Source organism: Gemmatimonadota bacterium (assembly GCA_009692115.1).
Taxonomy (GTDB): domain Bacteria; phylum Gemmatimonadota; class Gemmatimonadetes; order Gemmatimonadales; family GWC2-71-9; genus SHZU01.
In genome coordinates this window covers 1-17,557 of record SHZU01000020.1, presented here as the reverse complement: position 1 = coordinate 17,557, position 17,557 = coordinate 1, and the positions used below count along the sequence as shown (strand labels likewise).

The window sequence follows — 17,557 nt, the reverse complement described above, 5'->3', positions numbered from 1 at the left end:
TGGGACGAGGCCGCCGGGCGACTGATCAGCTTTAAGGAGTTTGACTCTCGGATTCCGCCGGGGTCCCTACGGGCGGCTGGATGATACCGGTACCTCTCGATACCCGGTGGCCTGGTGCAGGCGGGCCAGCTCTGCCGTCACGGAGGGCAGGACGGTCCGGCCGTTCTCCGATCCGATTCAGGTTGCCGATCTCGAACGGGTCTGTCTCGAGGTCGTACAGTTCGTCCATTCCCGGCAGTTCGAGGTAGTGGATATAGGTGCAGCGCTCGGTGAGGAGGTCGGTGACGTATCCCTTCTACTCGATCGGGGTGCCGGCGACGTTGAACTTAGGGTCCGTCGCCTCGCCCTGGCCTTTCATCGCCACCCAACGGGTGAACCCGGGCCGGGGGCTGTCGTCGTTCCCCATATGCCACTTGCCGAAGAACCCGGTTTGGTAGCCGGCCCCCGACAGCGGCCGCGCGAACGTCGGGAGCAAGTGGCTGGCCGAGTCTCGGGCGGTGTTGTCGATGATCCCGTTGGTGTGGACGTACTGCCCGGTCAGGATCGCGGCCCGGCTCGGCGAGCGGAGCGGCGTTCGCTGGCACCGGCGCGGATCACCGTTCCGGCCCAGAGTTCGGTGACGGTGCGGATCGAGCGGCCGGCCGGGCCCCGCTGATATCTTCGAGGAAATCCGAGCGGCAGATCAGCCTCGCCCCGCTCGGCGCTCCGAACGAAAGGACCGCCCCAACCATGTTCGCATTCATCGCCTTCGCCGCGATCGTCGGCATTGCGCCTCACGGCCCAGCGCCTCGTCCCCCAGCCGATCCCCGGCTCTACGCGGGCCTCGTTTGGCGAAATGTCGGACCGTTCCGAGGCGGCCGGGTGTCCGCGGTGTCGGGCGCGATCGGGCAACCCGGCGTCTTCTATGCCGGCTTCCCGGCCGGCGGAGTGTGGAAGACCACCAGCGCGGGCGCGACCTGGTTTCCGGTCTTCGATGCGATCCGGTCGGTGTCGTCGATCGGCGCGGTCGAGGTGGCACCGTCGAATCCCGACGTGATCTACGTCGGCACCGGCGACATGATCACGGCCACCACCCTCGACCAGGGCGACGGGGTCTACCGGTCTACCGATGCTGGGACGACCTGGCGGCACCTGGGGCTCGAGGCCACCAAGCACATCCCGTCGATCCTGGTGGATCCGCGCTCGTCCGAGGTGGTGCTGCTCGCGGCCCAGGGCGACCCCATCCGCCGGACGGACCAGCGCGGCGTGTTCCGGAGCACCGACGGCGGGGCGCATTGGGTCCGGACCCTCTTCGTCGACCAGGAGACCGGAGCCCAGAAACTCGCCCGTGCCGCCGACGTGCCGGACGTGGTCTTTGCGACCACGGTGAAGCATTTCGTGCCGCCGGGGTATCCGATCGAAAAACTCCGGTCCTGGCAGTTCGGCCTCGCGCCACGGCCGCAACCGGACACCGGACGGACCGGCACCGCGGTGTTCAAATCGGTCGATGGGGGTGTGACCTGGCGCGAACTCTCCGGCGGTGGTTTGCCCCGGCTCGAAGGCCGGACCTCGATCGCGGTGGCGATGAATACCAAAGCCGAGCGAGTGTTCCTGATCGGCAACTCCGGGCTCTATCGGTCGGATGACGGCGGGACGACTTGGCGCCAGATGGCCGCTGACGATCAGCGGATCCGGAACGGCCAAAGCGGGTATGACTGCGGCGTGTATGTCGATCCGAAGAACCCCGACCTGGTGTACACGCTGGCCACCTCGAGCTACGTCTCGAACGACGGCGGCCGGACCTTCACCGGCTTCAAGGGCGCTCCCGGAGGTGACGATCCCCAGCAACTCTGGATCGACCCCACCGACGGCCGCCGGATGCTGATGGGGCTCGACCAGGGCGCCACCGTCTCGCTCGACGGTGGTGCCACGTGGAGCTCCTGGTACAACCAGTCCACCGAACAGCTCTATCATGTCGCCACTGACAACTCATATCCGTATTGGATTTACGCCACTCAACAGGACGCGAGCGCGATCCGGACCCGGAGCCGGGGCAACTACGGCGCCGTCACCATGTTCGACTGGAATTCGGTGAACGGCTGGGAGTGGGGCACGGTGCTGCCTGATCCGCTCGACGACAACACGGTGTTCGCCAGCGGGAATGGGATCGTCAAAATCTCCTATCCGAGCGAACAGTGGATTAACGTGAGCCCCGCCGTCGACCCCGGGGCCACGGTCCGCCTCAGCAATTCCCAGCCGATGCTCTGGGCGCCCTGGAATCCGCGCCAATTGATTGCCGGACTCAACTATCTGGTGTCCACGACTGACGGGGGCGCCCATTGGACGAAGATCAGCCCGGACCTCGGCATCCCCAAGGGCCTCGACTCTGCGACGGCCGCCACCACGCCGAACGGGCGGGGCGCGATCGAGGCGCTCGCGGCCTCACCGGTGGGGCGGGGCACGATCTGGGCATCCACCAGCAACGGTTTGATCCACCTGACGCGCGACGGGGGCCGGACCTGGACCGACGTGAGCATCCCCGGCCTGACGGATCCCCGGCGGGCCAACATTTCGGGGCTCGAGGCATCGCCCCACCAGCCGGGCACCGCCTACGCCGCGCTCGAGTACATCCGGCTGGGCGATCACACCCCTCATGTCTACCGAACCCGCGACTACGGCAAGACCTGGACGAAGATCATTGCCGGACTCCCGGCCGATGAGCCGAGTGGGAGCCTGACCCGGGTGATTCGGGCCGATCCGAAGCAGCCGGGCCTGCTGTTCGTCGGGACGGAAAGCGGCGTCCACGTCTCGTTCGATGACGGCGACCACTGGCATTCGCTGGCCCTCAATCTCCCCGTCACTTCGTACCGCGATATCACCATCAAGGGCAACGATCTCGTCGTCGCCACCTATGGCCGGGGCATCTGGATCCTCGACGACTTCTCGGCGCTCCGGCAAATCACGCCGGAGATCGCAAATCGACCCGTCCACCTCTTTGCGCCGGGCTTGGCCACCCGGGTTCGACGGAACGTCGGCTCGGCGACCCCGCTCCCGCCCGAAATCCCCCATGGGCTGAATCCGCCCAACGGCGCGATCCTCGATTACTACCTGGCCACCAAGCCGGTTGGTGAGATCACGATTGAGATTCAGGACGCCACCGGCCGGGTCATCCGTCGGATGTCGAGCGTCGCTGAGGCACCGGTGACGGAGGCGGCGCGGCCGCCCCATCCGAACTACTGGCTGGCGACGCCGGCCGGCCTTCCGGCCAATGCCGGCAGCAACCGGGCCACCTGGGATCTTCGGTATGACGCGCCGAAGGCGTTCAGCCATAGCTTCGAGATCAACGCCAACCTTGGTTTGACGCCGGCATCTCCTGAGGGGCCGCTGGCGTTGCCGGGAGTCTACACCGTTAGGCTCAACGTGGACGGGAACTCCTACATCCAACGACTCACGGTCCGGAACGATCCGCGATCGAACGCCACTGCGGCGGCGCTCACCGCCCAGCACCGTCTTCTGACCAATCTCCACACGGCCATCAACGCCGTGTGGGACGGTCACCTTCAGGCCACCGCCCTGCGAACGGCGCTTCCCAAAGCCGCTGGCACCAACCCCCCGGCCGAGGTGGCAACGGCCGCTGCGACCCTGACAGAGATGCTCGATGGGCTCACCGGGACGGAGGTGGCCGGTCCGACCCCCAGCTTTCGGAGCGTGAGCGGAAAGTTGGTTAATCAACTGATGGCCCAAGAGAATGCCGACCTGGCGCCGACGCCGGCCATGGCGGCGGCCTTCGAAGGAACCTGCCGGGACCTTCGGACCGTGGCCGCGGCCTGGGGCCGGGTGGCTGGGGCGGCGGCGGCATTCAATGCCGCGCTGGCCCGAGCGGGAATCGCGGCGCTTCCGGTCCCGGCGACGGCTTGGACCCCGACCCGTGGTGGGTGCGGCGGGGAGCGACCCCGGGCGTGATGATGGAATTCCCCCGCGCCGCCGGCATTCTGCTCCACCCCACGTCGCTCCCCGGCCCGAACGGGGTCGGGGACCTCGGCCCAGGGGCGCACCGGTTCCTCGACTTCCTGACGGAGTCGGGGCTCACGATCTGGCAGATGCTGCCGCTCGGGCCCACCGGCTACGGAAACTCGCCCTATCAGTGCTTCTCGGCTTTTGCCGGCAATCCGCTGCTGATTCACGTCCCGGCCGGGGCCGGCGAGTTTCCGGTGGATGTGGTGGACTTCCCGTCGGTCATCGCCCACAAGCAAGCCACGCTTCGCCAGGCAACCGAGGCTCTCGTCCTCGACGATTCTTATCGGGCCTTCGTCGCCGAACAGGGATGGTGGCTCGAGGACTACGCGCTGTTCATGGCACTCAAACACGAACACGGTGGCGTGGCGTGGACCGATTGGGACGCCGGGGTGGCCCGCCGCGATCCAGTCGCGCTCGACCGCTGGCGGACCCGGCTCGCCGACTCGGTGGAGCACTACCGGCGGGAGCAGTGGTTGTTCTTCGCCCAGTTCGGCGCGCTGAAGCGGGCCTGCGGGGACCGGGGGATCCAGCTCATGGGCGACGTTCCGATCTACCTCGCCCACGACTCGGCCGACGTTTGGTCCAATGCGACGCTCTTCCAGCTCGACGATCGAGGACGTCCCCTGGTCCAGGCCGGTGTGCCTCCGGATTACTTCAGCGCCACCGGCCAGCTCTGGGGGAATCCCATCTATGACTGGCCGGCGATGCGGGCGGGGGGCTACGACTGGTGGATTCGCCGGATGCGGTCCGCGTTCGAGCTCTTCGACCTGGTCCGGGTCGATCACTTTCGGGGTTTCGAGTCCTACTGGGAGGTGCCGGCCACCGACCTGACCGCGGCCAACGGTCGGTGGATCGAGGGGCCCGGCGCCGAACTGTTTGCCGCGATCACCCGAGCCCTCGGCCCGCTTCCCATCGTGGCCGAGAACCTCGGCCTCATCACCCCCGCGGTTGAGGTGCTCCGGGAGCAATTCGGCTACCCGGGGATGGGTATTCTCCAATTCGCGTTCGGCACCGACGGACCGGCGAATCTCTTCCTGCCCCACACCTATCCTCACAATCACGTGGTGTACACCGGCACCCACGATAACGACACCACTCTGGGTTGGTGGCACTCGACCGGGGCCGGGGACTCCACCCGGAGCGCCGAGGCCGTTACGCGGGAGCGAGACCACGCCTTGCGATACCTCGCGACCGATGGGCGCGAGATGCACTAGACGCTGATTCCGATGCAGGACATCTTGGGGCTTGGGAGCGAGGCGCGGATGAACCTGCCCGGCCGCCAGTCCGGCAACTGGGGCTTCCGCTTTTCGTCGGACCAACTCACGCCCGCCATCAGCCGCCGGCTCCGCGAGTTGGTGGACCTTTACGAACGGTAGGGTAGCCGGGAGACTCAAGGAGTCCGGTCCATGGAAAAGATTCGAACGCTCGTTCACGATGATCACGAAGCCATTGCCCGCCAAGTCGCCGCGGTCATCGCCGCCGCCATCCGCGCCGCGAACGCCGAGGGCCGCCATGCCGTGCTTGGGCTCGCCACGGGGTCGACCCCGGTCGGGGTGTATCGGGAGCTAATCCGGCTCCACCGTGAGGATGGTCTCTCGTTCGCTCGGGTGGTGACGTTCAATCTCGACGAGTACTACCCGATGGACCCGTCGAGCATCCACTCCTACCAGCGGTTCATGCGGGAACACTTGTTCGATCATGTCGATATCGATCCGGCCACCATCCATCTGCCCTCCGGCGGGGTGCCGCGCGGCGATATCGAGGCCGAGTGCGCCGGGTACGAGGCGGCGATCCGGGCCGCCGGCGGGATCGACCTCCAACTGCTCGGCATCGGGAAGACCGGGCATATCGGTTTCAACGAACCGGGCTCCGGCGCCCGGAGCCGGACCCGTCTGGTGACCCTCGACACCGTGACCCGCCGGGACGCGGCCGCCGATTTCTTCGGGGAGGCCTTCGTGCCCCGTGAGGCGGTGACGATGGGAGTCGCCACGATTCTCGAGGCCCGCCAGATCGCGATTCTCGCGACCGGCGAACACAAGGCCGGCATCGTTCGGCGGGCGGTCGAGGGGCCGGTCGACACGGAGGTGGCGGCCACTTTCCTTCAGAGCCATCCAGCCACCACGTTCTATCTCGACCGGGCGGCTGCGGCCGGCCTCACCCGGATCGCCACGCCGTGGCTGGTCGACGAGGTCGAGTGGAACGACCGGCTGGCGCTCGAGGCTGTGGTGTGGCTGGCAGGGCAGGCCGGCCGCGGCATCCTCAAGCTGACCCAGCGGGACTACGTCGAGCACTGGCTCTCGTCACTGCTCGCCAAGTTCGGGTCGCCCGGCGCCGTGAACGGCTTTGCCTTCAACGCCCTCGGCGCCAAGATCAGGGGCCGCTCGAAGTTGCCCCGACAACAGAAAGTGATCTGCTTCTCGCCCCATCCCGACGATGATGTGATCTCGATGGGCGGGATGCTCCGCAAGCTGGTCCTGAACCAAAATGAGGTCACGGTCGCTTATCTCACCAGCGGCAACATCGCCGTGTTCGACCACGACCTCCGGCGGTACCTCGATTTTCTGGCCCGGTTTGCCCGGGAGTTCCGGGTGGCTCCCGAGGTCACGAAGGCTTTGGCGGACCGGGTCGGTGAGTTTCTGGCGACGAAGTCACCGGGGCAGATGGATATTCCCGAGGCGCTCGACCTCAAACGGATGATCCGGGAGAGCGAGGCGGTGAGCGGAATCGAAACGTTAGGCCTGGCCCGGTCGGCCGCCCGGTTTCTCAACTTGCCGTTCTACCGGACCGGCAAGGTCCGGAAAGACCCAGTGGGGTCCGCCGACGTCGCGGTCATTCAAGCCCTGCTCGAGGAAGCTGAACCCGACCTGGTGTTCGTTGCCGGAGACCTCTCCGATCCGCACGGCACCCACCGAATGTGCAAAGAGGCCATCGACCTGGCCCTGGCCCGGGTGGCCCGGCGGCCGGAGGTCTGGCTGTACCGCGGCGCTTGGCAGGAGTGGTCGGTGACCGAGGCGACTTGGCTGGTGCCGCTCTCGCAGGAGGAATTGAGTCTCAAGATCCAGGCGATCTTCAAGCACCAGTCGCAGAAGGATTCGGCGCCGTTCCCCGGGCTCGACGAACGGGAGTTCTGGCAGCGGGTCGAGGCCCGCAACAAGGAGACGGCGGCGTCGCTCGACCGGCTGGGCTTGGCCGAGTACTTCGCGATGGAAGCCTACGTGGTTGAGCCCGCCTAACGAAGCGGAGGAACGGTCGCCGGCGCCTTGCGGTGCCGGGTCGCCTGCTCGTAGTCGTATCCGAGCGCAATTAGTCGGGCCTCGCTCCAGGCCCGCCCGAAGAACTGGAGGCCGGCCGGCAGGCGGCCGCCTCGGGTGGAGCCCATGGGGACGGTCAGGGCGGGAAACCCGGTGACTGGGGAGAAGACCTGGTTGTTGTCGCCGGCCGGCGTGTTGAGGTCACCGATCAACCGGGGCGGGTTGCTCCACGTCGGGTAGATCAAGGCGTCGAGCCGCTCCCGTTCCATCAAGGCCGTCACCGCCGCTCCGAGTTGCTTCCGGGCCTCGAGGCCGTTCCGGCAACCCGGGTCGGTGGCTGGGATCCGATCATCGGCTTCCGCCGCCCGCATCGCGGTTTCGATCGAGGGGTGGAACTTCCGGCTCGCGAGAATATCCTTCAACGTCTTGACCGGAACCCGATCGCCTTGGTCTGCCAGGAACCGGTTGAGATCCGGCTTGAAACCGAGGCAGCCGTCGTCGTCGCTCGGCAGCCGGTCGAATCCCTCCACCGCCACCGGGTCAACGATCGTGGCGCCCTGCGCCGCGAGGTCGGCGAGGGCCCGGGCGAACAGCGCCCGGATCTCCGGGTCCGTCGTCGGAGTGTCGTAGGCCTGATGGAGCACTCCGATCCGGCTGCCCTTGAGGCTACCCCGGACCAGGGACTTGGTGTAATCCGGGATCGGGTGGTCCCGGACCGCGCCGGTCACCGGATCGGCCGGATCTTCACCGGCCACGACCTGGAACACCAGAACCGCGTCCGCCACGGTCCGGGCCATGGGGCCCGCGATGTCGTACCTGAGTCCCAGTGGGACGATCCCAGCCCGGCTGGTGAGTCCGATGGTCGAGCGAATGCCCACCAAAGACTGATGCGAGGATGGCCCTCGAATCGAATTCCCGGTGTCGGTGCCGAGCCCGACAAGACCGAGGTTGGCGGCCACGGCCGCCGCGGTGCCGCCACTCGAGCCGGCGGTGACCCGGTCGAGCGCATACGGGTTCTTAGTGTAGCCGGGCAGGATCGAGCTGACCGTTTCGTAGGGGCTCCACGCGAACTCGTCCATGTTGCTCTTCGCGAGGACGATGGCGCCCGCTTCACGTACCCGCCGAACCTGAAACGCATCGTGCTCCGGCACGAACCCCTTGAGCGCGAGCGACCCGGCGGTCGTTTGGAGGCCCGCGGTGGTGAAATTGTCCTTGACGATCATCGGCACACAGTGGAGCGGCCCGCGCGGCCCGCGCCGGGCCATGACCCGGTCCAGGGAATCGGCTTCGGCGAGGGCCACCGGATTGATCAGGATGAGCGAGTTGATCGCCGGTCCCTGCTTGTCGTAGGCCTCGATCCGGGCGAGATAGTGCGACACCAGCCGGCGGCAGGTGAGATGCCCACCGCGGATGGCCGCATGGACCCCGGCGATGGTGGCCTCCTCGATCCGAAACCGGGTCGTTTGCGCGGTGGCCGCCGGAGTCGCCATCAGGGTCAGAACCAAGCCGAGGAACATCGGGAGCGGACGGATCATTAGGTTGGCCGGATCTGGGGGCATCGGGGTGGTCTCTTGAGTGGCGGGAAATCGTTGTCAGAACCTACTGAGCTGTCCCTTCCGGACCAAGTGCCCTTGGAGCCGCCGGGAAAGGCGGGCCGGGGCTCGATGAAGGCCGGTTCACGGACCCTTCCGACTGTTATGTCCGGGGCCACTACTTGTCGAGCGGTGAGGGTGTGGGGTCCATCTGCGGGGCGACTAAAATGAATCGTCAGTTCTTGGTGGTGATCAGCGCCATGGTGGGGGGGGGCGTTGGTGGCCCAGCAGCCCGACAAGCACCAGGGGATGGATATGGGGCATGGCAAAGGGATGACGATGATGGAGACGCCGTGGCGGGAGATGAACGGCTTCCACTCGTTGCTCCATCTCAGCCATCAGCCCGTGATGAAGTCGGGCGACTTGGCCCCAGTTAAGCGCACTGCCGGTTTGCTGGCCGACGCCGCCGCCGCCTGGGCCAAATCGACGGCTCCGGCCGAATGCAAAGCGCCGGCCGATATCGGGATCCGGAAAGCGGTTGGGGCCCGCGGGGGAGACATCAAGCAGCAGTTCTTGGCGGAGTCGGTGGCGATTGCGGTGGTGGGCACCGGGATTGGTCTGGTGCTGGGCCTCGTCTTGGCCGCGGCGGTCACGGCGGGATTCCGGTTCTTCGTCGAGGTTCCGGTCTATCCAGTGCTATCGGTAGGCACGGTGCTAATGGCGATTGTCTCCTCGCCCGCCGTGGGGCTGATCTTCGGGACCTTTCCAGCCCGCCGGGCCGTGAGCCTTCCGGTGATCGCGGCCATCGCTCACGAATAAGCCGGCCGGCTTACGGGTTCAGGTACCACACCACATCGTCGTCAGCCTGGCCGGTGGCCGGCGCTGACCGGACCACGGTGCCAGCCATCTCGAGCGCGAGCAGGTGCGCCAGGAGCGACTGGGCCGCCGCCGGATAGAGCGCCCGATCCACCCCGGCGTAGACCTGCTCCACCAGGCCTTCAATCCGGCTCGGCCCACGGCCTAACGCTTCCAGAGTCTGGCGAGTCCGCTCCTGCCGGTGGGCGTAGAGGGCGTTGATCCGCTCGTACGGGGCGGTAATCGCCTCGCCGTGGGCCGGGTAGAGCACCTCGAGCCCAGGCACCGCCCGCAGCCGCTCCAGGGACCGGAGGTAGTCAGGCAGGTTGCCTTCGGGCGGGGCGATGATCGAACTCGACCAACCCATCACCAGATCGCCGGGAAACGCAGCCCGTTCCTCCGGCATCACGAAGCATAGGTGGTCGCTGCAATGGCCCGGCGTGTAGAGGACTTCCAACCGGACTCCTCCCGCATCGAGAATCTCGCCATCGGCGAGCGACCGGTCGGTTCGGAAGCCCGGGTGGGTTCCGAAAAACCAGATCGGAGCCCCGAGCGCCGCGGACAGGCGGGGGGCCAGCGGCCAATGATCGAGATGCCCGTGACTTGGAATGATCGCCGCGACCGGCCGGCCGGCGACGGCGTGAACGATTCGGTCGAGGTGCCCGTCGCCGAGGTCTTCACCGGGGTCGAGGACATAGAGCGCCGACCGCCCGACCAAGTGGGTATTGGTGCCGGGGCCGGTAAAGAGCCCGGGGTTGTGCTGGGTCAGCCGCTGGACCAGCGGCGAGAGCCGGACCACCGATCGGTATTCGATCGGCGCGGTCATGGGAGGAAGGCTCGTTCGAACGCGTTCCGGTCGACCTTGGACAAGTCTTCCTCGGCCACCTCGTAACCCTCGTCGCCCGGTAGGACCACCCGACCCCGATGGACTTTGGGCTGGTTAGCCGGGAGCGGCACCGGTTGAGCGGCCGCCCAAGCCACGGCGGCATCGGCGGTTGGATGCTGGGCCAGGGCCTTCAAATTCACCAGGGTCGGGAAGATGATCATCCACTCGCGCCGGAGCGCCCGCTCGATCGCGGTGGCCGGCGTCACCCACGCAGAACTCGTCAACTCCCAGTCGTCGTGGGCCGCGATCTGTCCCTCCGGCGCCCGGGTTACGAAGAACCTGGTGTCGAACCGGCGAGGTTCGCCGATCGGGGTGATCCAATGCGACCAGTAGGCAACCCGATCGGTGGCCAGGCGGAGGTTGTCCTGATCGGCGATTTGCCGAATGGTAGTGGTCTTCGCGTTGAGCTGATCGCGGACCTGTTTGAAGTGCTCCTCGACTGCGGGGTCGCCGAAATCGAGCATGGCGCCGGTTCGGTCGTACGCCAGTAGGACGCCGGCCTCCTCGAAGCACTCCCGGACGGCGGCCACGAAATGAGCCAAGCCTCCGCTTGTGAGGCCGAGTCGGCGGTTGGCGGTGGCGTCATCGAGGCCGGCGCACCGCGCCGGATCGATCGCATCTTCCGGATCGACCCGGCCGCCGGGGAAGACGTAGGCACCGCCGACGAAGCCGGACTGGAGGTGCCGCTTTTCCATGAACACCTCGATCCCGGCGCCGGGTGCGACGGCGTCGCGGACTAACAGGATCGTCGAGGCCAGTCGGAGGTCGGTCATCGGGACGCCGGGTTGAGTGGGTCGGGTGCTACGGCCAACTTCCACCCGAGGGCCAGCGGGATCAAGGCCACCGTGGCCACCGTTACCCCGATGAACGGATAGCCGACCTGTCCGAAGGCCACGCCGGAAAGGAGGCTGCCTAACGCCGAGGCGCCGGTCAACAGCGAATCGTTGAGACCCTGGACCCGGGCCCGTTCAGTCTGAGTCAGCCGGTCGGACAGGAGCGTCGAGCCGCCCACATAGCAAAAATTCCACCCGAGGCCGAGCAGAAAGAGCACCAGACTCATCGGTCCGAGCGTCTCCGATTGGGTGGCGCCCAAGCCGGCCGCGATCAGGATGGTGGCGCCCACCGCGATGAGCGGGCCCCGGCCCCAGGCGTCGGCGATCTTGCCCGTCACCATGGAAAAGGCGTACATCCCGATGACATGGCTCGACATCACGGCCGAGATGTTGGCGAGGGGGTGCTGGTGTCCGATCATGTGGAGCGGGCTGATGACCATGAGGGTCGACATGACGCCCTGGGCCAGCAGCATCGACAGGACCGCGACCTGGACGCCTTGATCTCGAAGAATGTCGCGGACCGGCCGGGCGGCCTGCCCGTCGGATCGGGGCAGCGGTCCCGGCTCATTGAGCGCCAGAGCCAGTTCCTTGGGTTCGGGGCGGAGCAGCGCGAGGACCATCAGGGACCCCGCCAGGAAGAACCCGACACTCGCAGCATACGGCCCAGCCAGGCGGGGCAACCCGAACGACTCGGCCACTCGCGACGTCGGCGTGACCAGCAAGGGGCCGAGGATTCCGCCCACGGTTCCGCCCATTACCACGGTGGCAATGGCCCGGCCCCGTTCGGCGCGCGGGTGGACCTCCGCGGCCACAAACCGAGCTAGCTGAACGGCCGTGTTGGCGGCGCCCATCAAGACCAGGCCGCCGATGAACCCCGCGAAGGTTCCCGCCACCACGGAGGCCGACGCGATGGCGGCCCCGATCATGCCGATGCTGAGCCCAGTGGCAATGGTCCGCCGCCGACCGATCCGGTCCATCAGCCGGCCCCACAGAAACGCAAAGCAGGCGCCGCCGGTCCAGTAGAACGCCGCCGGAACCCCGGCCCAACTTGGAGTACCGGAGAGTGCCGCGCCGACGATCGGGGTGACCGTCGCGGACACCAGGAAGCCGGCCGACCCAAACGATTGGGCGGCGAACAGGGTCCATTTGATTCGGCGGCGGAAGGGCACCCGCTAGCTCAGGTCGGCCAGCACCTGACCGATGCCGGGCCACGCCTCGGCGTTGTAGAGCGCGATGGTGTGGAGATAGCGGCGGCCGTCGTCTCCATGGGCTTTGATGAGGGCCAGTGCCGCGGATTTCACGGTCTCGGCGTCCGTATAGGGCGGTTTGAGATCATCGGGAATGCTGGCGCCTTCGTGGGCTACGCTGGCGGACTCGAGGAAGGCAACCTGAATGACCGGCTCAAGCTCGACATAGAGCGTCTGGAGCAGTCCCAGTTCGTCTTGGGGTGTTTCGAGATTCGCCCGGACGATTTCCCGGGCCAACTGCGCCGGGGTCCATTTTCGGAGGGTTTCCCGGCGGAAGCCGCCGCCGCGCGAGACGATCCGTTGGATGTAGCCCTCGCGGGACTGGCGATGGGCGGCGATATCGTGGGTCACCAAGGCCAGCCGGCGGTCGGCTGGAAGCGATCGGTAGGGCGAGAGGGGAGCCATGGCGGGGAAACTACTCGCGCCCCCCGCCGGCACCAATGGAGCCGATCCTCAGTCCGGGATTCGGCGCTTGCGGACCTGGTGGATCACCACCGCGGCTGCCGCGGCGAGACCCGCGATCATCCCGGTTTTTGCGGCCTTCGTGGTGACCGCGACCGCCACTTTGGTTTTCCGTCGAACCGACTTCCGGTCCTCGGCCACGAGGACCCGGGTTTCTGCTTCCTGGTACAGGGCGCGAACGGCTTTGACCCCTCGGTTTTTGAGTTTCTTGACGACGCCCGCCATGGCCTGCTCCCTTCTAGACGGCAGCGAATCGAGCTGCCTCGGCCAACGTGAAGTAGATCCCGTCCGGGTCCTCGTACAACGCCACCCAGAGATCAAACCGCCGCTCGGGGGGCGTGACGCACGAAACCCCCGCGTCGATCAAACGTTGGTGAGTGGCGTCCAATCCGTCGACGTAGAAACCGATCCGGGCGCAACCGGCCGCCATCATCGAGTGATGAGCCGCTTTCCCGACATGGGCCCGGTGCAGGGCTTAAGGTTGTGGTGCCGGTATCGAGCTCGATCGAGCTGTCGTCCTCAGTCCGAATTGGGATTCCGAGCAGCTCGTGATACAAGCACCGCGACCGGTCCAAGTCGGTGACGAAGAGAATCGTATATCGGAGTGTCATCGGTACCTCGGCGTCGAAGAGAACGCCTTAAGTATCCGGGGGGCCGGGCCAAGGGGTCATGGAAGAAGCCTGAAGGCTTCGTTAGACAGGCGTACCGGCCCCAGCTCTCGGTCTCGGCGTTCCGGGCCCGCCGTCCCGTCGTGGTCGGCGCTCGGGCCGATTACGTTCCGGCATGTCGAACCGACTTCCGCGGGGGCTTCGAGGGCAGGCGTTGCTGCACGACTCCCACTTTACCAAGGGGACGGCGTTCAGTCATGCCGAGCGCCGAGTGCCGAGCCCGTAATGCGAGTCCATTTGGTCGACGGCACCTACGAGCTCTACCGCCACTTCTTTGCCCTGCCTCCTTCGGCCGATCGGGATGGCAACGAGGTCGGTGCCGTCATCGGCGTCCTGGGATCGATGTTGGGCATGTTGCAGGACGGCGCCACCCATGTGGCGGTGGCCACCGACCATGTGGTCGAGTCGTTCCGGAATGGGCTCTGGCCCGGCTACAAAACCGGGGAAGGCATCGAGCCGAATCTCTACCGGCAGTTCCACCCGCTGGAGGCCGGCCTCCGGGCGATGGGCGTGGTGGTCTGGGCCATGGAGGCGTTCGAGGCCGACGACGGCCTGGCCGCGGGGGCCCGAATTGCGGCCGCCGACGAGCGCGTTGAACAAGTCCTGATTTGCACCCCCGACAAGGATCTCGGCCAGTGCGTCGTCGGCAGCCGGGTGGTGCAGTTCGATCGCCGGAACCGGGAGATCCGGGATGAGGCGGGCGTGGTCGCGAAGTTCGGGGTCAGGCCCGGGTCGATTCCCGACTATCTCGCGTTGGTCGGCGATGCCGCCGACGGGTTCCCGGGCATTCGGGGCTGGGGTGCGAAATCGGCGTCGGCGGTGCTGGCTCGCTATCAACACCTCGAGGCGATTCCGGCCGACTCCGCGGTCTGGGACGTGTCGGTGCGGGGTGCGGCCAGACTTTCCGCCGCCCTCGAGGCCGACCGGCCCCAAGCGCTGCTGTTCCGGACCCTGGCAACGCTCCGGGATGACGCGCCGGCCTCCGATTCAGTGGACGAGTTGCGGTGGACCGGGCCTCGTCCCGAGTTCGAGGCCGTGGCGGCCGCCTTGGGCGTGCCTCAGTTGGGGGACCGGGCCCGCCGGATTGCTCCGCCGTCCGGGCACTAGAACGCCCGGGTATTTATCTTCGGGGCCGGGTTCCTCAATCGCACCGTTTCTACGAAAGTCCACCGATGTCCGACGAAGATCTCAAAGCCGAACTCGAGCGCCTCCGGGCGGAAAACGCCTCGCTCAAGGACAAATCCAAACGGGCCGTCTATCTCAAGGTCAGCGAGAAGGGCGGGCTCTCGCTGTATGGGCTGGGCCGTTTCCCGGTGACGCTCTACAAGGAGCAGTGGGACAAACTGCTCGACATGGCCGACGAGATTCGGGCCTTTCTCCGCGAGCACGACCGGGAGCTCAAGAGCAAGGAATAGCCCGGGTCAGTTTCGGATGGATCCCATCACGAGGGCGAATGCCCGGTCGAGGGCCCGGTCAGCTTCCCGGGCCCCTTGAAATTTCCCGAGCCGGACGATCACCAACTGATGGGACGGGATGATGGTGGCGCTTTGGCCGCCGGCTCCGAGCATCGCATAGGCCTCTTTGGGGAGCGACCAGCCGCCGTCGCCGTTGACCCAGAAGAAGCCGCCGCCGTAGACGGGATTGCCGTCGGCCACCCACGCCGGCGCCGGGGTCCGGACGTGGTCGACGTAGCCCGCCGGTAGTAATCTTTGACCGTTCCAGACGCCATCTTGCAGGTACAGGTTGGCCAGGCGGGCCCAGTCGCGGGCCGACAGAAACTCATAGCCCTGGGTCAGGAAGTTGCCGTAGGGATCGGTCTCCATGACCGCGTCCCGGATCCCGATCTTGTCGAAGAGCGCCCGTCGCGGGAAGGCGTGGTAGTTCTCTCCCAGTTTTTCGACCGCCAACCGGATCAAGTAGTTGGTCAGCACCGGGTCGGTATTCCGATACCGGCCAACCGTGTTCGGTTGCCATTGCTGGGGCCGGGCGGCCGCGTATTGGAAGCTGTTGATGGTGCCGGTGTAGAGGTACAAATGGTCGGGGTACCCGGCTGAATCCACGAACCCTGGATCGTTCGGGCTCCGGAGCCGGAGACCACTGGACATCCGCATCAAATCGGCGATCCGAATGGTCTGGCGGACGTCGCCGGCGGTCTGCCATTCGGGAATCGGTGCGGGCTGCATCAGTTCGTAGGCGCCCCGGTTGATCAGCGTGGCCATCAGGGTGCCGGTCAGGCTTTTACCCATCGACCAGCTCTCGAGGGGGGTGTGGATGCCGATCCCGGTTCCGTATCGCTCGCCGATGATCCGGCCCCGGTAGGTTACCACCAAGCCTAACGTCATCGCGCCGGGCACTCCGAATGCGGTGTCCATGGCCGCGGCAAACCGAGCCGAGTCAATCTCCGCGGGCCAGGGCGCGGGGGTGACGATATCACCCATGGGCCAGGGCGTTCGTTCCGCCGGCGGGAGGCTCGAGGTCACGATCGACGGTGTGAACGACACGGAGTCGGCACCGATTGGCAGGGCAACGCAGCCCTGACTGCCGTACTTCCGGGCCACTCGGGTCACGCCGGAGATCGTCGTCAGCCGGACGGTCGACGTCGCCCGATCGATCAGCGTGTCTTTGACTTGCTTGCGGTCGGCATAAGGGCCGGTGAAGTACCCGACCGATTCGGCGGCATCCGCCGGGTCGAGGCCCGTGATAAAGACCGCCGAGCAGAGGGTCTTGGCGAACCCGGCGATGGAATGGGCCAGACGGTCGCCGGGTGGGGCGGTCCAGGTGCCCTGGAGTTCCAGCGAATCGCCGCGAGCTTTGATCGCGACGGCGGGGTCGGGCTTCGTTGAGGGCGGCGTCTTCGGCTCGGCCCCGCAGGAAAGAGCGAAGATCAGGCCGGCGAGGGCCCATCGGTTCACAGGTGGCACAGGCACCCCAGGGTATCGGATGGCGGATCTGATCCTAACCTTACGCGGGTTTCTTCGATTCCGCCACGGGCGCCCCTCCGCGGACCGAGCCTAACCCGTTCGCCCCCTGGCATTCCGAGGTGGGTCGCCCGATCTTCAACCAGCCTGCTATGACCGACCCCCAAGCCCGACTCGTGACGGCGCTCGCTGATCGCTATACGATCCAGCGTGAACTCGGTACCGGTGGGATCGCTACGGTGTACTTGGCCGAGGACCTCAAACACGACCGCAAAGTCGCCGTGAAGGTCCTCCGGCCCGAGTCGGCGGCCGTCATCGGTGCCGAGCGATTCCTGCAGGAAATCAAGACCACCGCCAGTCTGCAGCACCCCCATATCCTTGGCCTGATCGACTCGGGGGCGAATCAGCATCAGTTGTAGTACGTGATGCCGTTTGTCGAGGGTGAGTCGCTGCGAGATCGGCTTACGCGCGACAAACAGCTCCCGGTCGGCGAGGCGGTACGGCTTGCCGTCGAAGTGGCGGGAGCGCTCGACTACGCCCACCGTCACGGCGTTATCCATCGCGACATCAAACCCGAAAACATCATCTGCAGGATGGCCGCGCTTTGGTGGCCGACTTCGGCATCGTGAAAGCGGAGTCCTTGCTGGCCCTGCCCGAGATGGCAGTGTGGGAGGTGCTCTTTACCCCGAATGGCCGATCGATGTTGGTGCGCACCGTCGGTGATCCCGGCAGCCGAGACGTCTGGATGGCTTCGCTCGACTCCCTTTCGCAACTAAAACCCCTTCTCACGACGCCTGCCAACGAAGTAGCGCCTGCGCTTTCGCCCGCCGGCCGGTGGCTGGCGTACGGCTCCGACGAATCGGGACAGGACGAGGTCTACGTTCGGTCGTTCCCAGGCATGGAGGGGCG

17 protein-coding genes and 1 pseudogene are annotated in these 17,557 nt (G+C 66.6%); 9 read left to right on the top strand and 9 right to left on the bottom strand.

The genetic code is table 11. The annotated features are described in order from the left end of the window. Positions 1-295: 295 nt before the first annotated feature. A complete protein-coding gene (locus tag EXR94_14585) occupies positions 296-670 on the bottom strand; it encodes a hypothetical protein (protein MSR03942.1) in 375 nt (124 codons plus the stop codon). A 59-nt stretch (positions 671-729) separates the two neighbouring features. Between EXR94_14585 and EXR94_14580 the strand changes: the two genes are divergently transcribed. The 3 genes and pseudogenes from EXR94_14580 (at position 730) to nagB (ending at position 7,229) form a co-directional block, all read left to right on the top strand. Then, on the top strand, positions 730-3,942 hold the full coding sequence (locus EXR94_14580) for a hypothetical protein (protein ID MSR03941.1): 3,213 nt from the start codon (positions 730-732) through the stop codon (positions 3,940-3,942). Between the two features lie 2 nt (positions 3,943-3,944). Continuing rightward, positions 3,945-5,372 (top strand): annotated as a pseudogene (gene malQ, locus EXR94_14575) (4-alpha-glucanotransferase). Between the two features lie 30 nt (positions 5,373-5,402). After that, positions 5,403-7,229, top strand: coding sequence for a glucosamine-6-phosphate deaminase (gene nagB / locus EXR94_14570; GenBank protein ID MSR03940.1), 1,827 nt, complete (start codon positions 5,403-5,405; stop codon positions 7,227-7,229). Here nagB and EXR94_14565 read toward each other — a convergent pair. Then, a complete protein-coding gene (locus EXR94_14565) occupies positions 7,226-8,782 on the bottom strand; it encodes an amidase (protein ID MSR03939.1) in 1,557 nt (518 codons plus the stop codon). The two genes, nagB and EXR94_14565, sit on opposite strands and share 4 nt — an antisense overlap. 276 nt (positions 8,783-9,058) lie before the next feature. Here EXR94_14565 and EXR94_14560 point away from each other — a divergent pair, with 276 nt between their 5' ends. Then, positions 9,059-9,598, top strand: a complete 540-nt coding sequence (locus EXR94_14560; protein MSR03938.1) for an FtsX-like permease family protein — start codon at positions 9,059-9,061, stop codon at positions 9,596-9,598. Between the two features lie 10 nt (positions 9,599-9,608). Here the strand turns inward: EXR94_14560 and EXR94_14555 are convergent, their stop codons facing one another. From EXR94_14555 to EXR94_14530, 6 genes are read right to left on the bottom strand one after another with little or no spacing between them, the layout of a single operon-like run. Beyond that, positions 9,609-10,460 (bottom strand): MBL fold metallo-hydrolase, encoded by an 852-nt coding sequence (locus EXR94_14555; protein ID MSR03937.1) that lies wholly within the window; start codon positions 10,458-10,460, stop codon positions 9,609-9,611. Continuing rightward, positions 10,457-11,293, bottom strand: a complete 837-nt coding sequence (locus EXR94_14550) for a hypothetical protein (protein MSR03936.1) — start codon at positions 11,291-11,293, stop codon at positions 10,457-10,459. The genes EXR94_14555 and EXR94_14550 overlap by 4 nt, the downstream gene beginning before the upstream one ends. Continuing rightward, on the bottom strand, positions 11,290-12,522 hold the full coding sequence (locus EXR94_14545) for an MFS transporter (GenBank protein ID MSR03935.1): 1,233 nt from the start codon (positions 12,520-12,522) through the stop codon (positions 11,290-11,292). Before EXR94_14545 ends, EXR94_14550 begins: the two co-directional genes overlap by 4 nt. A gap of 3 nt (positions 12,523-12,525) precedes the next feature. Further along, complete coding sequence (locus EXR94_14540) at positions 12,526-13,005, bottom strand: hypothetical protein (protein MSR03934.1); 480 nt, start codon at positions 13,003-13,005, stop codon at positions 12,526-12,528. 48 nt (positions 13,006-13,053) lie between these two features. Further along, a complete protein-coding gene (locus EXR94_14535) occupies positions 13,054-13,287 on the bottom strand; it encodes a hypothetical protein (protein MSR03933.1) in 234 nt (77 codons plus the stop codon). A 13-nt stretch (positions 13,288-13,300) separates the two neighbouring features. Beyond that, complete coding sequence (locus EXR94_14530; GenBank protein ID MSR03932.1) at positions 13,301-13,495, bottom strand: hypothetical protein; 195 nt, start codon at positions 13,493-13,495, stop codon at positions 13,301-13,303. Positions 13,496-13,955: 460 nt separating this feature from the next. Here EXR94_14530 and EXR94_14525 point away from each other — a divergent pair, with 460 nt between their 5' ends. Together EXR94_14525 and EXR94_14520 are read left to right on the top strand one after the other, a co-directional pair. Continuing rightward, positions 13,956-14,837: a flap endonuclease gene (locus tag EXR94_14525; GenBank protein ID MSR03931.1), complete on the top strand. Its 882-nt coding sequence runs from the start codon at positions 13,956-13,958 to the stop codon at positions 14,835-14,837. 65 nt (positions 14,838-14,902) lie between these two features. Further along, a complete protein-coding gene (locus EXR94_14520) occupies positions 14,903-15,145 on the top strand; it encodes a hypothetical protein (protein MSR03930.1) in 243 nt (80 codons plus the stop codon). Positions 15,146-15,151: 6 nt separating this feature from the next. Here the strand turns inward: EXR94_14520 and EXR94_14515 are convergent, their stop codons facing one another. Then, entirely contained in the window at positions 15,152-16,618 is a 1,467-nt protein-coding gene (locus EXR94_14515) for a class C beta-lactamase-related serine hydrolase (protein ID MSR03929.1), read from the bottom strand. Positions 16,619-16,800: 182 nt separating this feature from the next. Here EXR94_14515 and EXR94_14510 point away from each other — a divergent pair, with 182 nt between their 5' ends. From EXR94_14510 to EXR94_14500, 3 genes are all read left to right on the top strand, one after another. Beyond that, positions 16,801-17,067 carry a hypothetical protein gene (locus tag EXR94_14510; GenBank protein ID MSR03928.1) on the top strand — a complete coding sequence of 89 codons (267 nt, stop codon included), beginning with the start codon at positions 16,801-16,803 and terminating at the stop codon, positions 17,065-17,067. Between the two features lie 6 nt (positions 17,068-17,073). Beyond that, positions 17,074-17,277, top strand: coding sequence for a hypothetical protein (locus EXR94_14505; GenBank protein MSR03927.1), 204 nt, complete (start codon positions 17,074-17,076; stop codon positions 17,275-17,277). Beyond that, the coding region (locus tag EXR94_14500; protein MSR03926.1) for a hypothetical protein at positions 17,256-17,557 on the top strand (302 nt) is incomplete at its 3' end. The genes EXR94_14505 and EXR94_14500, both read left to right, overlap by 22 nt.

Bases quoted from the DNA above. Each gene is read 5' to 3' on its own strand.
- EXR94_14580 (MSR03941.1), top strand. From the start codon at position 730: ATGTTCGCATTCATCGCCTTCGCCGCGATCGTCGGCATTGCGCCTCAC.
- nagB (MSR03940.1), top strand. From the start codon at position 5,403: ATGGAAAAGATTCGAACGCTCGTTCACGATGATCACGAAGCCATTGCC.
- EXR94_14565 (MSR03939.1), bottom strand. From the start codon at position 8,782: ATGATCCGTCCGCTCCCGATGTTCCTCGGCTTGGTTCTGACCCTGATG.
- EXR94_14555 (MSR03937.1), bottom strand. From the start codon at position 10,460: ATGACCGCGCCGATCGAATACCGATCGGTGGTCCGGCTCTCGCCGCTG.
- EXR94_14550 (MSR03936.1), bottom strand. From the start codon at position 11,293: ATGACCGACCTCCGACTGGCCTCGACGATCCTGTTAGTCCGCGACGCC.
- EXR94_14540 (MSR03934.1), bottom strand. From the start codon at position 13,005: ATGGCTCCCCTCTCGCCCTACCGATCGCTTCCAGCCGACCGCCGGCTG.
- EXR94_14535 (MSR03933.1), bottom strand. From the start codon at position 13,287: ATGGCGGGCGTCGTCAAGAAACTCAAAAACCGAGGGGTCAAAGCCGTT.
- EXR94_14530 (MSR03932.1), bottom strand. From the start codon at position 13,495: ATGATGGCGGCCGGTTGCGCCCGGATCGGTTTCTACGTCGACGGATTG.
- EXR94_14525 (MSR03931.1), top strand. From the start codon at position 13,956: ATGCGAGTCCATTTGGTCGACGGCACCTACGAGCTCTACCGCCACTTC.
- EXR94_14520 (MSR03930.1), top strand. From the start codon at position 14,903: ATGTCCGACGAAGATCTCAAAGCCGAACTCGAGCGCCTCCGGGCGGAA.
- EXR94_14510 (MSR03928.1), top strand. From the start codon at position 16,801: ATGACCGACCCCCAAGCCCGACTCGTGACGGCGCTCGCTGATCGCTAT.
- EXR94_14505 (MSR03927.1), top strand. From the start codon at position 17,074: ATGCCGTTTGTCGAGGGTGAGTCGCTGCGAGATCGGCTTACGCGCGAC.